The sequence below is a fragment of the Acinetobacter legionensis genome (assembly GCF_057165765.1).
Map to the genome: position 1 here is coordinate 1,792,548 of NZ_CM169896.1, position 13,432 is coordinate 1,805,979.

Genomic DNA, 13,432 nt, shown 5'->3' on the forward strand with positions numbered 1-13,432 from the left:
AGTAGCAATATCAGGAAAGACAATGACTGCACGTATTCAAAAAGGCAAGTTAGCGATTGCTAAAGAACTTTACGATTTCATCGAAAATGAAGCACTACCAGGTTCTGGTTTAGATAGTGAAACATACTGGAAAAACTTTGAGCAAGTTGTTGTCGATCTTAGTCCTAAGAATAAGGCGCTTTTAGCGAAGCGTGACGAGATTCAGGCTAAAATTGATGAATGGCACCGCAACAATAAATTTGAACTTCAAGCTTATAAAGCTTTCCTAAAAGAAATTGGCTACTTATTACCAGAAGTAGAAGATTTTCAAATCAGTACAGAAAATGTAGATGAAGAAATCGCATTATTGGCTGGTTCGCAATTGGTGGTACCTGTGCGGAATGCACGTTATTGCTTAAATGCGGCAAATGCGCGTTGGGGTTCTTTATACGATGCACTTTACGGTTTTGACGTGATATCTGAAGAAGGTGGCGCAGAAAAAGGTAAAGGCTATAACCCAGTTCGTGGCGATAAAGTTATCGCATTTGCAAAGAATTTCTTAAATGAAACATTCCCATTGGCGAATGGTTCACATGCAGATGCAACAAAATATGCTGTTGAGGGCAAAAAACTTGTTGTCACACTCAAAGATGGTTCAACCTCGACTTTGGCGAAAGAATCACAATTTGTCGGTTTCAATGGTGACGAATCTGCACCCGTTGAAATTGTACTTTTAAATAATGGCTTACACGTTGTTATTGAAATTGATGCAAATAGCCCAATAGGCAAAACTGATGCAGCGGGTGTAAAAGATCTTGTTTTAGAAGCTGCTGTTACCACGATTCAAGATTTAGAAGATTCGATTGCTGCTGTAGATGCAGAAGAGAAAGTAGAAGGCTACCGTAACTGGTTAGGTCTAATGAAAGGTACGCTTGAAGAATCAATTGAGAAGAACGGTAAAACCGTTACGCGTACATTAAATAAAGATCGTACGCATAAGAACTTGATTGGTGGTGAAACAACACTTCATGGTCGTTCATTGATGCTTCTTCGTAACGTTGGTCATTTAATGACAAACCCTGCAATCCTTGTAGATGGTGCTGAAATCTACGAGGGTATTATGGATGCTTTAATCACACCATTACTGACTTTCGCAGACATCAAAGGTCAAAACGAAAACAAAAACTCACGTAAAGGGTCAATGTATATCGTTAAACCAAAAATGCATGGTCCAGAAGAAGTTGCATTTGCTGTCGAATTGTTTGAACGTGCTGAACAAGCGCTTGGTTTACCAGCGAAAACTTTGAAAATCGGGATTATGGATGAAGAGCGCCGTACATCTGTAAACTTGAAAAACTGTATTGCACAAGCAAAAGACCGTACAATTTTCATCAATACTGGTTTCATGGATCGTACAGGTGATGAAATTCATACCTTTATGGAAGCAGGTCCGTTCGTTCGTAAAGGCGAAGTGAAAAGCCAAATTTGGTTCCCAGCTTATGAAAACCGTAATGTTATGGTGGGTCTACAAGCAGGTTTACGTGGCAAAGCGCAGATTGGTAAAGGTATGTGGCCTAAACCTGACATGCTTTTAGACATGTATAAAACCAAAATTGAACATCCTGAAGCGGGTGCGAGCTGTGCATGGGTTCCTTCACCATCAGGTGCAGTGATTCACGCGATTCATTATCACCAATGTAATGTCTCAGCACGCCAACAAGAGTTATTGAAAACTGAAGCACTTCCGTTAGATGACTTGTTGACACCGCCTTTAGCGACAGATACAAACTGGACTGAAGAAGAGAAGACCAAAGAACTTGAAAATAACCTTCAAGGGATCTTGGGTTATGTTGTTCGTTGGGTTGATTTAGGTGTAGGTTGTTCTAAAGTGCCAGACATTAACAATGTCGGTTTAATGGAAGACCGTGCAACTTTGCGTATTTCTTCTCAACACGTTGCAAACTGGTTGCGTCATGGGATTGTGACTAAAGCGCAAGTTGAAGAAGTTATGCAGCGTATGGCGAAAATTGTTGATGAACAAAATGCCAACGATCCTGAATATAGCAACATGGCGCCTGGTTTTGATGGTTATGCATATAAAGCTGCTTATGATTTAGTATTCAAAGGTGGTGAACAACCGTCTGGCTATACTGAGCCATTATTACATGCATATCGCTTAAAGTTAAAAGGTTATACAGGCGATTAATTTTATCGTCTAATTTATTTTGTTTGATTATCAACAAAGCCTCTTCGGGGGCTTTATTCTTTTTATTGTTTATTTTAACTGTTGCTATGCTTCCATATATAAAATTTGTAGACGTGACTTTGAGTTTTAAGCCAATGATATAAAATCTCTGATACAATTTAAGGGAATTAATCATTAAGCTGAATTATAAATGACATCAATTCTGAAATTAGATGCGTTGAAGAATGCTGAAGTTGCGAGTACGCCATATCCGTATTTTGTAGTTGAAAATGCTTTGGCAGATAGTGAAGTCCAGGCAGTAATCCAAGACTTTCCTAAAATTGAACAAGGCGGAAGCTTTAACATCGAAGATGTAGAAATCAAGCCTAATTTTGATCGCTTGCTAAAATCATTGGATACACCAGAATTTCGTCAAATTTTAACAGATAAATTTGATGTCAACGTTATGGAACATCCGATGATGATTACTTTACGTGGCTACTCTCGTCAAAAAGATGGCCGGATTCACAGTGATTCAAAAAGCAAATTGTTGACGGTTTTAATCTATTTAAATGAATCTTGGGATGCGCCGAATGGACGTTTACGTATTCTCAATGACGATAAAGACATCAATAACTATGTGACAGAAATCAATGCAGGACCAGGTTCACTGGTTGCATTTAAAGTGACTGATAATGGTTGGCATGGCTATATTCCTTATGAAGGGCAACGCCAATCCATTCAAATTAATTTTTTGACTAGCGAAAAAGCCAATGCAAAACATAAGTTTTTTCATGGTTTAAGCGCCAAAGTGAAAAAGATTTTTGGATAAAAGCAATGAGGGTAAACTTCGGTTTATCCTCAATTGAAATTGTGAACTGTTTCAATTTTTTATCAATGTCTAATGTTGTTATCAATAGATAGCGCGATAGATAAATTCAACAATTATAAGTCAGTATCTTAAATCTTATTATCATGTGTGCTAATTTTAAACCGATCAGCTTAATACAAGTTCAGCAGCTTGGCTTGCCTGCAGTTCCTTTCCCGTATGAAGAAGAAATATTTCCCAGCTTTCAAACGCCGTTGCTATTTAAATCCAATCAAGCGATTGAATGGCGTTTAGTCAACTTTGGTTTAGTGCCAAAATGGGCTGAGGATAAAGATGTTGCAAAACATACATATAATGCAAGAAATGAAACTCTGATGGAAAAACGCAGTTTTGTCGAGGCTTTTAGCAAGTGCCAATTTGGTGTGATCGCCGTGACAGAGTTCTATGAATCCAAATATATCAATGGTCGACCACAACGATGGGGTGTACGGCGTAAAGATGGTCAGGCTTTTTATATTGCTGCACTTTATGAGATTACTCGATTAAAAACTGGTGAAGTTGTTCGTTCAGCCGCCATGATTAGTATGGATGCCCACCTGCATCCGATGATGAGTGAGTTTCATGAACCTCGGACAGACAAACGTTCGGTGGTAGTTATTCCACATCATCGACTTGATGAATGGTTGGGCTTACAGCAGCCCAATATTTTGAGTTTTATTGAAGGGTTCCCTGTGGCTGAGTTTGAGTGTTTTTATTGCCCCAAAAGATCGAATAACAAAAACTCGCCACAGTTGAACATCTTCGATGAATAGCCTTAAATATTAATGTGCAAGGTTCTTAAAAATAATTTTTAAGTTTTCCATGGTTTTTTCAATTTGAAGTGGTGTTAGACCTTCAAATGACTTTTCAAGTACAACACTCATTAAGTCATTTATTTTTTGCGTCATTTGTTGTCCAGCTTCTGTTAAATGTACTCTTGTGATACGCGCATCATTTTCACACGAGTAAGTATCAACAAATCCTTCCTCTTTTAAGCGATAAACAATTTTGGTTATCGTCGACATTTTTGAAACGATCATTTCTGAGAGCTCAGAGACACTTGCATCTGGTTTGGCTTCTAATGCAACCAACAATCGTCGTCTAGAATGGTCTACCCCATACTTCTTAAGTACGTGATCTAAATTTAAAACATACTGCGAATGTACTTGAGTGATCCAGTAGTATGGGAAATTTTCGATATTAAAATTTTCAGCTGCAGGTAAAAATTTTGCATATTTTTTAGTCATTTAAGGGTCCCTGTTTTTGTAATTATTGCCATATCTTAAGCGGTAATCATATTTTACTTTGAATACTTGAATCAATATGTGATAGATCACTTAAAGAAAAAAACAAGTAAAATCGACGAAATGTAAATTTTGCTTGAACTAAACTTAAGTTAAAGTATTTAGTAAAGGCATTGTACGACTGTCTATAGATAGATGGAAATCAGTAATACTTTGCGAAAACTTAGTCGCTTCTTCATGCAATTTAGAATGAATATAATTCATTCTCTAGTGTTGCCGTGGAATAGAAAGTTTTAAACCAACCCCAAAGGCAGATTTTATTAAATGTTAATGAAAGTCCTTGTGTCATAGTACGATCCTAAGTATTTCAGCTTGCCTAATTATGAAAATTACCAATAAGATGTTGTTAAAAGCAAGCTCATTAGTTAAAAAAAATAACATCTTATGTTATTTTAACTGAAAAATAAAAGAAATCAACTTGGCTTAGCTCTAAATATTTTTTTTTGTTAAAATTTATTATATAAATTTATCAATTTTTTACTCCGTTAGTTGCCCTTATATCTAATTGAAAATAATTGATTAAATATAGTTATGATTAATATAGTCTACTAATTTAAAGGCTTCTACAAACATAGTTATACGTAATTTTTTACGAAAATACCAATGACATTTCTGTAATATTGATTGAAAAATAATTTGAATATGATGTATCGATATCTGTTAAAGACTATATTTGTAAAATGATGATTAGAAATACAGGAAATTTGCAGGTATCAGTCAGCTATACATATATAAACTTAAATAAATGTAAATTTTTTATGAAAAATAATTACAAGCCTAAGATATTGTGCATAATTATAGCAATTTAGTTGAAAAGGTATCATTCATGGATCCGTCGTCTTGTAGGTCGAATTTATTTTTCTCCAATTTATATATTTATAATAATAAGCAGGAGATCTAATAATGGAATTTTTATTAGACCCTGGAATTTGGGTTGGTCTTTTAACCCTAATAGTTTTAGAAATTGTACTGGGTATTGATAACTTAGTCTTTATTGCCATTCTTGCAGATAAACTTCCTCCTGAACAAAGAGATAAAGCACGTATCATCGGCTTATCTCTAGCATTAATAATGCGTTTAGGTTTACTGTCTATTATTTCTTGGTTAGTGACATTAACTAAACCTCTGATTGAAATTGGTGGTCTCTCTTTCTCAGGACGGGATTTAATTCTATTATTTGGCGGGTTATTCCTCGTCTATAAAGCTGTCACTGAACTGCATGAAAAAATAGAGGGTAAGCCCGAGGTTAAAAGTTCAGGGGCTGTCGTTTATGCAAGCTTTTGGGCTGTTGTTGCCCAAATCATTGTTTTAGATGCTGTATTCTCTCTCGATTCAGTGATTACTGCGATTGGCATGGTCGATAATATTTACGTAATGATGGCAGCAGTAACAATTGCTGTTATTGTGATGCTGATTGCTTCTAAGCCATTAACATCTTTTGTCAATAAGCATCCTACTGTCGTGATTCTGTGCTTAAGCTTTTTATTATTGATTGGTGTGAGCTTAATTGCTGAAGGTTTTGGTTTCCATATTCCAAAAGGTTATATTTATTCGGGTATTGGTGTAGCTATTTTAATAGAAGCTTTTAACCAGTTTTCTAGCCGCAATGTTGAAAAACATCAGTCGAAAACACCATTGCGTCATCGTACTGCTGACTCAATTTTGAAATTGATGGGAAGCAAACTTGATGCAGATTTATTACAAAACCCTGAGACTTTAGCAGCACAAAAAGCCTTTGGTGATGAAGAGCGTTATATGGTCGGTGGAGTGTTAACGCTTGCAGAACGTTCAGTTGCATCAATCATGACCCCTAGAAATCAAATATCTTGGATTAATCTTGAGGATGATGCAGAGAGTATTCGTCAGCAAATTTTGGCTGTACCGCATAGTTTATTTCCTGTGTGTCGTGGACAATTAGATAAAGTGGTTACGGTTGTACGCGCTAAAGAGTTAATTGATGTACTGGATGAACCAGAGCAATTACAAGCCTTGCTTAAACGTAGTCGTCCGATTTTTATTTTTGAAAAAATGAAAGTGATTGATGCTATTCATACTTTAAGAACGTCTAAGGGTTCTTTAGTCTTGGTGAGTAATGAATTTGGTAATATCCAGGGTTTGATTTCTCCATTGGATGTGTTTGAAGCAATTGCTGGTGAATTCCCTGATGCAGATGAGCAGTTGGAATTAATTAAACTGGATGATACGACCTGGAAAGCCTCTGGCATGCTGGATTTGTATCAACTTGAGCTGGAACTTGGTATGTTGGATCTAGTTCAGGAAGACTCAGGCTATTTTAGCGTGGCAGGTTTGATTTTAGATAAAACCCAAGGCGAAGCAAAAGTAGGCACTCAGATTGAACAAGAGGGCATTTGGTTTGAAGTCATCGAAATGGATGAAAATCGGATCAAAACGGTAAAAATTACCCGTCCAGAGCAATTTTCGTAACTGTTTTGCGATTAAATCGTAAGCAGATATAAAAGACTAAAAAATGCCTCATTAATGAGGCATTTTTTTGAATAAAAAGAGCACTTAGATAGGATTACTTATCTAAGTACTTAAAACTAAAAATTAATTAAAAATATTTTTTGTCATAATTGGCCATAAATTTTGATGTGACTTCCTAAACATTAACATATGACCAATGGCTTTATGACCTGTATCTTTCGGTTTAAGCTCTATCATTTCAGTGGGGGCTTCTGGATACAAACGAAGTAGGTCTTTGACATTGGCTTCAGTGGCGATCTCATCGTCCGATGACCAATACACCGTAATTGGGCATTGAATTTCGTTGTGATAGTCCTCGAAAATAGTTTTACCTATAGCGTTCATCACATAACCGGGTTTACTGCAAAATTCCGCCCATTGTTTTGCAACATTTTTGGGTAAATTTTCTCCCATTCCTAAAAACTTAGTAGCACCATAGCCTTTGACTAAACTTGAAATAGGAAAGATCATGTTAAACATGACAGGTGCCATACGTTTGGTTCTCCCTTTAAGTCCTTTTACATGTCCTGTAGAGCCTGAAATTGCAATCACTTGAGCTACTTTCTTGAAGTTGGAAACAATGCCTAGTAATTGCCCCCCAGCACTATGACCTAAGAGTATGACTTGTTCTTTGCCTGTCTTATTCAGCAAAGTTTCAATAGCAGCAGGAATATCCAGTTGTCCCCAATCTTGGATACTTGCTGTGGACTGACGAATAGGACCATGTAAGGAGTCACCTATACCACGGAAATCGAAAACCAGTACATCTGAACCTTGTTGAGCAAGCCACTCTATAAAGTGATGATAAAAGCTCTGAGTAATACCTGTGGCAGGACAAACCAAAATAGGCAAACGATTAGTTGATTGTTTTGCCGGATAAAAACGTGCAGTTAAGCTATAGCTATCTGCACAAGTTATGGTTAAATTTTCAAATGTATTCATAACAATTCTATGAGTATGCTTTAATGATTACTTTACACAAGTTCCAAAAAGAAACTTGTTAAAAGTATGACTTCTGAGTCAAATGCAATAAAAAATATTTTAAGTAATTTGAATAAAGGTGTTTTAAATGGATTTGGTGAGTTTGGATTTGTCGGTAAAGTTAGCGTTAATATTTAGTGGAATTTATCTATGGGTAGGCATGTTGACAGGCGTTTGGAAGTATTACCAAATCAGCCGTTCAGAAATTGCCCGAGCGCATTATTATGTTGATATCGCACATCGCAGTAGTTTGCTTTATGCTCCAGCCACTTTGATTTTAGCGGTGATGGCCTATTGTTCAAGCTGGACTGAAACAATAAATTTGATATTTGTTTTGGTCAATTTATTCTTTTTTAGTTTTTCAATCGCCAGTTATGTTTTGCATGGTTTCTTGAAAGATACGACCAACCAATTTAAGCAACCACATCAATTAGGAACAGTGCAATTACCGAAAATATTGTTACGTATAGCAATGCTATTGTTGGTGTTAGGGGAGATTGTTGCGACTGGTGGATTATTACTTGGAATGTTTATTACTTTATTTTAATAGTTAATTTTTATAATTTTCTTATTTAAGATGGATGCATGGCATCCATCTTTTATTCTGTAATCTTCGCAAGTTTACGAGATTTATGGTCGACTACATCCCAAACATAGAAGGCAGCAGAAACGACTAATGCATAGGCAAAAAATTCAGGTTTTAAATTTCCTTGAATGAGTCCATGAATTAATAGTGTCATTAAAAGTGCAAGCGTTGTACTTAGATAGATGACCAGTTTCGTATTTGTCTTCAAAGAATTAATGAAGACTTGCTTATTGAAATGTATTGATAACATCTCCATCCCTCCTGTCTGCTCGACAAAAACCACATTGTTTTAGTCTGGATTGGTTTATTCAGTTGTACCATATCTAATAATTATTTCAAGAGCAAATACCTCTATTATTTAAAATAATTATGACATATTTATTACAAGTGATGATTATTTTATAAAAAATGAAAATATGTGTAATTTTTTTGATAAATGGCGTAATAGTTGTTGAAGTAGTGTGAGCTAGTTATCAAAATAAAATACAATAACTTAATAGGTCTTGAAAGTGTTTTCGACTAAAGTTGATAAAAAATTATGCAATATTTATGCAAAAATCGAAAAAAAGACAATTTTTTTTCAAAATAATTCAATTTTAGCAAGAGATAGGTGTTAAACCAATAAAAAAAATGCAAGCGTCTACTGAATTTAGCTTTATGAAGAGAAAGTTGAGTTTTTCAATTTTTCGACAAATGTTCTTATACACATAGAGCAAAACTTGATTTGATCTATTTAGGTACATTTTATGAATACTTGAAGTGCTAAGATGGATCAAAAAATGTTTTAAAAATTGTGTCGCAAACAATAACGGCCTGTGGGGTAAACATGACAATTATTGATCACTGTTAAAATAAGATTTGGGTAAAATCAAATTTTAAGGATGATAATTAAAAAGCTTTATTTTTTAATTTTATCAATTACGACACAGATGATTAACACGATCAATGATGGGATCACCCATGCAAGGTTCTGTTCATTTAATGGTAAGTTTTGAATCATCAAAGGTAAGCTATCTTTAAAGCTTGTGACCTTAATTCCTTCAATAAGACCAAATAAAAATGCAATGCCAGTGACAGGTGCGATAACCGTGGTTGGGTTATTGAATTTACCCCAAAAGAAGCTTAATAGAATGACCACAATCGCGGGTGGGTAAATTGCACTGAGTACAGGCACTGAAAAAGCAATCAGTTTGGTTAACCCTAGATTTGAAATCACCAATGAAAATAACACCAAAATAATCACTAAAACTTTATATGGAATTTTTGTCAATTCAGAGAAGTATTCAGCACATGCGCAGGTTAAGCCAATCGCAGTAACCATACATGCAATAAAAATCAAAGCTGTCAGGAATAAAGAGCCTAAGTCACCAAAAGCATGTTGAACATAAGCATGCAGGATCACTGCGCCATTCTCAGCATTTGGAGCAGCATCATGACTGCCTAAACCTAGTTTAAATAAGCTGAGATAAACCAGCGTTAAACCTACACCAGAAATCAAACTTGCAATAATGGCATATTTGGTTACGAGTTTTTTGTCTGTTACACCACGAGAATGGATGGCATGAATAATAACAATACCGAAAACCAAAGCACCTAAAGTGTCCATGGTTAAATAACCATTCACAAAACCTTCAGAAACAGGGCTGGTTGCGTAATTGTTGATTGCAGGAGAAATTGAACCAGTAGGGATCAGAAATGCTGCAATACCTAAAATTGCGAGTGCAACAATTTTTAGTGGTGCAAGAATATGACCCACTGTATCCAATAATTTATTTGGATAAAGAGAAACTAAAGTCACAAATGCAAAATAGATAACACTATAAATAAATAATGCTGTACCACCATTGCCAAAGTATGAGGAAAAACCAATTTCATAAGAAACAGTTGCGGTACGTGGTGTCGCGAATAATGGTCCAACCGAGAGATAACATACTACGGTCAGTATTAAACTTGCGACTTTACCTAAAGGCGAGCTTAAAATCGCAATAGAACCTTCAGTTTTAGAAAGTGCCATAATGGTAATAACAGGTAAGCCTACAGCCGTGATTAGAAAACCAAGCGCTGCGAGCCATACATGTTCACCGGCTTGTTGAGCAACAATGGGTGGAAAAATAATATTGCCTGCCCCAATAAATAAGGCAAAGGTCATAAAGCCTAAAGCAATAATATCCTTGGTACGGAGATTAGTCATAAACTGTGGTTGAAAAAGCAAAACAGCGATTTTAGTAGAAATAGCTTATTTTTTGTATTTTATTTTATGGATAATATTCCCATTTTTTATAAATTTTAACCAATTAGTTATATTGATTATATTTATGTGGATGATTCACAGTTAATTTTCAAAAATCAAAATTTTTAAAAAATATAGAGTGTGAAAGAACATTATAGGGAGAAATTATACTTATTCTAAAATTTGTGTGCTTGATTTTGCATTTTTATTGAATATGATAGGCGGTAAATTGCCCTAAACGTATTGAAAAGGCATATAATATTTTTTCACTTTTGCGGACAGATCCAATGAAAGCTTCTACAGTCACCATTAAAACCGAACAAGACCTTGAAAAATTAAGAGTGTCGGGGCGTTTAGCTGCTCAAGTTTTAGCAATGATTGGTGAATATGTGAAGCCAGGGGTGACGACTGAGTATTTAGACGATATTTGCAATGATTTTATTGTCAATACGTTGAAAGTGATCCCTGCAAATATTGGATATTATGGTTATACCAAAACCACCTGTATTTCTCCAAATGAAGTGGTCTGTCACGGTATCCCATCAAAACACAAGGTTTTAAATGATGGTGATATTATCAATATAGATGTTGCGATTATCAAAGATGGTTATTTTGGTGATACCAGTCGTATGTACTATGTGGGTACAGTTAAACCTGAAGCGAAAAGACTGGTTGAAACGACTTATGAAGCGATGGTGGCTGGAATTCATATGGTTAAACCCGGTGCAACACTTGGGGATATTGGTCATGCGATTCAACAAGTTGGGCAACGTGAAGGTTATACGATCGTTCGTGAATATTGTGGTCATGGGATTGGTAAGATTTATCATGAGCAACCTAACGTATTACATTATGGTCAACCCGGGCAGGGCTTAGTGCTTAAAAAGGGTATGGTTTTTACCATTGAACCGATGATTAATGCGGGGAAATCCAGTGTCAAAGAGTTGAAAGATGGTTGGACTGTGGTCACTGCGGATAAGTCACTGTCAGCGCAATGGGAACATATGGTTGCAGTCACAGATACGGGCTTTGAGTTGCTTACACCGTGGCCTGAAGGCACTGGAAGCTACCCGGAAATTTGAACTTTAGACTTTAGTCTATTGAATGAATTGTGATCGATGATTTATTGTTTTTTTATCTTTAAAAATGATATTGTTATCACTTTATTTAATAGAAATGTGACTATTTCTGGGGATATTTCCGTTTAAGAAATATCCAATAAGTGTTTTTAAGTATTGGTTTAAATATTAACCAATCGCTAAGATAGCTTCCAGATTCTCGCTGTAGTTTCTATTGTTGTTCCAAGCTTTCTAGCTTACCCATCCTAGGGTAAGCTTTTTTTTGTCTATCGCTTCTCGATTTGCTTTGATTCGACAATTGAAAATTTAAAATAAGATGAATGAGCCTCCATTCATCTTATTGATCAAAATGCTATTTTTTAAGTTTAAAGTTTAAAATAAACGAAACAGCGAAGCCAAATAGGAGTCCCCAAAAAGCGGAACCAATCCCAAAAAACTGAACACCTGATGCACTGAATAAGAAGGTGAGCAGTGCGGCTTCACGATCTTTGACTTCATGAAATGCAATCGCAATATTATGGCTAATCGTACCAAACAAGGCGATCCCCGCTAATGCCACAATAAAAAGATGTGGAAAAGACATCAATAGACTTGTCAATGTTGCCGCAAATAGCCCCATCAAAATATAAAAGAAACCACAGCTCATGCCAGCAATATAGCGCTTCGCAGGGTCTGGGTGAACTTGGTCATCCAGACTGACTGCAGCACTGATTGCAGCAATATTCACGGTATAACAGCCAAATGGTGCAAGCAAAGTCTGCGCTGTACCTGTCCAACCAATAAGTTGGTTAACATGGGGTTTATAGCCATAACTTTTAATCATCGCAATCCCTGGTAAATACTGAGATGCCATATTGATTACAAATAAAGGCAGTGCCAATCCGAGAATTGCAGACCATGTGAACTCAGGTGTCATCCATACTGGTTTTGCCAATCCCCACTGTAAGGTTGGAACATGAAACTCCATAAAAAATGGACAAATGATAATTCCTGCGATCACGGTAATCACAATACAATAACGAGCCCATAGCCGTTTAGTGACGATATAAACCGTCAAAAGGCTGAGAATAAATGCCCAGTCGTTTTGCATACTGGCAAATAGAGCAATACCAAACTTGAGTAATACACCTGCCAGCATGGCACTGGTCAAACTCTGAGGAATATACGAAATAATTTTTTCAAATATGCCTAAAAAGCCTAGTGTGGCGGTCAGTAAACCACTCACTAAGAAAGCACCAATGGCTTCATAGAGTGAGTAGCCGCTGGCAGTGGCAATGATGAGTGCAAGTGCAGCGGTTGACCATGAGGTGGCAACAGGATATTTGAATTTCCAAGAAAGAATTAATCCTGAAAGACCTATACCTAAACCGAGTGCCCAAAACCAAGAGGTAATTTGTTCAGGGTTTGCGCCAAGTAATTGAGCTGCTTGTATGACGAGTACAGCCGAAACACTGATACCAATTAAAAAGGTAATGAAACCTGCAAATACAGCAGGTATAGAGAAGTCTTGGAGTAACTTTTGCATGATCCCTTGCTTTTAAATTTGATTGAATGGTTGAAAATGCAACCATCATACAGGGATCATTTTAAAGCTTATAGGGTTAATTGGAATTAAATATAAAAAGTAAATATAAAACTGATTAGATTATCATTATGGGAGAATATGGCTTTTTTAATCTAGAACTATCTTAGTTGAAAACAATGTATAGTCAAACCACCTAATTATTCATATAAGT

At 36.0% G+C, this 13,432-nt stretch carries 11 protein-coding genes; 6 read left to right on the forward strand and 5 right to left on the reverse strand.

From position 1 onward, the window contains the following. Window positions 1–22: 22 nt before the first annotated feature. From AC2G3J_RS08165 to AC2G3J_RS08175, 3 genes are all read left to right on the forward strand, one after another. Window positions 23–2,185 carry a malate synthase G gene (locus AC2G3J_RS08165; protein WP_483770930.1) on the forward strand — a complete coding sequence of 721 codons (2,163 nt, stop codon included), beginning with the start codon at window positions 23–25 and terminating at the stop codon, window positions 2,183–2,185. 190 nt (window positions 2,186–2,375) lie between these two features. Continuing rightward, a complete protein-coding gene (locus AC2G3J_RS08170) occupies window positions 2,376–2,996 on the forward strand; it encodes a 2OG-Fe(II) oxygenase (RefSeq protein ID WP_483770931.1) in 621 nt (206 codons plus the stop codon). A 143-nt stretch (window positions 2,997–3,139) separates the two neighbouring features. After that, the gene (locus AC2G3J_RS08175) at window positions 3,140–3,805 is read left to right on the forward strand and encodes an SOS response-associated peptidase family protein (protein WP_483770932.1); all 666 of its coding nucleotides are present in this window, start codon (window positions 3,140–3,142) and stop codon (window positions 3,803–3,805) included. 9 nt (window positions 3,806–3,814) lie between these two features. Here the strand turns inward: AC2G3J_RS08175 and AC2G3J_RS08180 are convergent, their stop codons facing one another. Next, a complete protein-coding gene (locus AC2G3J_RS08180; protein WP_336950748.1) occupies window positions 3,815–4,279 on the reverse strand; it encodes a MarR family winged helix-turn-helix transcriptional regulator in 465 nt (154 codons plus the stop codon). A 960-nt stretch (window positions 4,280–5,239) separates the two neighbouring features. Here AC2G3J_RS08180 and AC2G3J_RS08185 point away from each other — a divergent pair. Continuing rightward, complete coding sequence (locus AC2G3J_RS08185; RefSeq protein WP_336950749.1) at window positions 5,240–6,781, forward strand: TerC family protein; 1,542 nt, start codon at window positions 5,240–5,242, stop codon at window positions 6,779–6,781. Window positions 6,782–6,904: 123 nt separating this feature from the next. On the opposite strand, the gene AC2G3J_RS08190 is transcribed toward AC2G3J_RS08185, so the two are convergent. Continuing rightward, on the reverse strand, window positions 6,905–7,762 hold the full coding sequence (locus AC2G3J_RS08190) for an alpha/beta hydrolase family protein (protein ID WP_483770933.1): 858 nt from the start codon (window positions 7,760–7,762) through the stop codon (window positions 6,905–6,907). Window positions 7,763–7,889: 127 nt separating this feature from the next. Between AC2G3J_RS08190 and AC2G3J_RS08195 the strand changes: the two genes are divergently transcribed. Then, complete coding sequence (locus AC2G3J_RS08195; protein ID WP_336950751.1) at window positions 7,890–8,348, forward strand: hypothetical protein; 459 nt, start codon at window positions 7,890–7,892, stop codon at window positions 8,346–8,348. 52 nt (window positions 8,349–8,400) lie between these two features. Here AC2G3J_RS08195 and AC2G3J_RS08200 read toward each other — a convergent pair whose 3' ends face one another. Beyond that, entirely contained in the window at window positions 8,401–8,637 is a 237-nt protein-coding gene (locus tag AC2G3J_RS08200; RefSeq protein ID WP_336950752.1) for a hypothetical protein, read from the reverse strand. Between the two features lie 648 nt (window positions 8,638–9,285). Next, window positions 9,286–10,578, reverse strand: a complete 1,293-nt coding sequence (brnQ, locus tag AC2G3J_RS08205) for a branched-chain amino acid transport system II carrier protein (protein WP_483770934.1) — start codon at window positions 10,576–10,578, stop codon at window positions 9,286–9,288. A gap of 326 nt (window positions 10,579–10,904) precedes the next feature. Here brnQ and map point away from each other — a divergent pair, with 326 nt between their 5' ends. After that, window positions 10,905–11,699 carry a type I methionyl aminopeptidase gene (map, locus tag AC2G3J_RS08210; RefSeq protein ID WP_151802897.1) on the forward strand — a complete coding sequence of 265 codons (795 nt, stop codon included), beginning with the start codon at window positions 10,905–10,907 and terminating at the stop codon, window positions 11,697–11,699. A gap of 349 nt (window positions 11,700–12,048) precedes the next feature. Here map and AC2G3J_RS08215 read toward each other — a convergent pair whose 3' ends face one another. Further along, window positions 12,049–13,221 (reverse strand): benzoate/H(+) symporter BenE family transporter, encoded by a 1,173-nt coding sequence (locus AC2G3J_RS08215; protein WP_483770935.1) that lies wholly within the window; start codon window positions 13,219–13,221, stop codon window positions 12,049–12,051. Window positions 13,222–13,432 lie beyond the last annotated feature (211 nt).

What these genes read in the sequence shown, in the direction of transcription:
- AC2G3J_RS08215 (WP_483770935.1), bottom strand. Translation starts at nt 13,221, where the DNA reads ATGCAAAAGTTACTCCAAGACTTCTCTATACCTGCTGTATTTGCAGGT.
- AC2G3J_RS08185 (WP_336950749.1), top strand. Translation starts at nt 5,240, where the DNA reads ATGGAATTTTTATTAGACCCTGGAATTTGGGTTGGTCTTTTAACCCTA.
- AC2G3J_RS08165 (WP_483770930.1), top strand. Translation starts at nt 23, where the DNA reads ATGACTGCACGTATTCAAAAAGGCAAGTTAGCGATTGCTAAAGAACTT.
- map (WP_151802897.1), top strand. Translation starts at nt 10,905, where the DNA reads ATGAAAGCTTCTACAGTCACCATTAAAACCGAACAAGACCTTGAAAAA.
- AC2G3J_RS08200 (WP_336950752.1), bottom strand. Translation starts at nt 8,637, where the DNA reads ATGTTATCAATACATTTCAATAAGCAAGTCTTCATTAATTCTTTGAAG.
- AC2G3J_RS08195 (WP_336950751.1), top strand. Translation starts at nt 7,890, where the DNA reads ATGGATTTGGTGAGTTTGGATTTGTCGGTAAAGTTAGCGTTAATATTT.
- AC2G3J_RS08170 (WP_483770931.1), top strand. Translation starts at nt 2,376, where the DNA reads ATGACATCAATTCTGAAATTAGATGCGTTGAAGAATGCTGAAGTTGCG.
- AC2G3J_RS08175 (WP_483770932.1), top strand. Translation starts at nt 3,140, where the DNA reads ATGTGTGCTAATTTTAAACCGATCAGCTTAATACAAGTTCAGCAGCTT.
- AC2G3J_RS08180 (WP_336950748.1), bottom strand. Translation starts at nt 4,279, where the DNA reads ATGACTAAAAAATATGCAAAATTTTTACCTGCAGCTGAAAATTTTAAT.
- brnQ (WP_483770934.1), bottom strand. Translation starts at nt 10,578, where the DNA reads ATGACTAATCTCCGTACCAAGGATATTATTGCTTTAGGCTTTATGACC.
- AC2G3J_RS08190 (WP_483770933.1), bottom strand. Translation starts at nt 7,762, where the DNA reads ATGAATACATTTGAAAATTTAACCATAACTTGTGCAGATAGCTATAGC.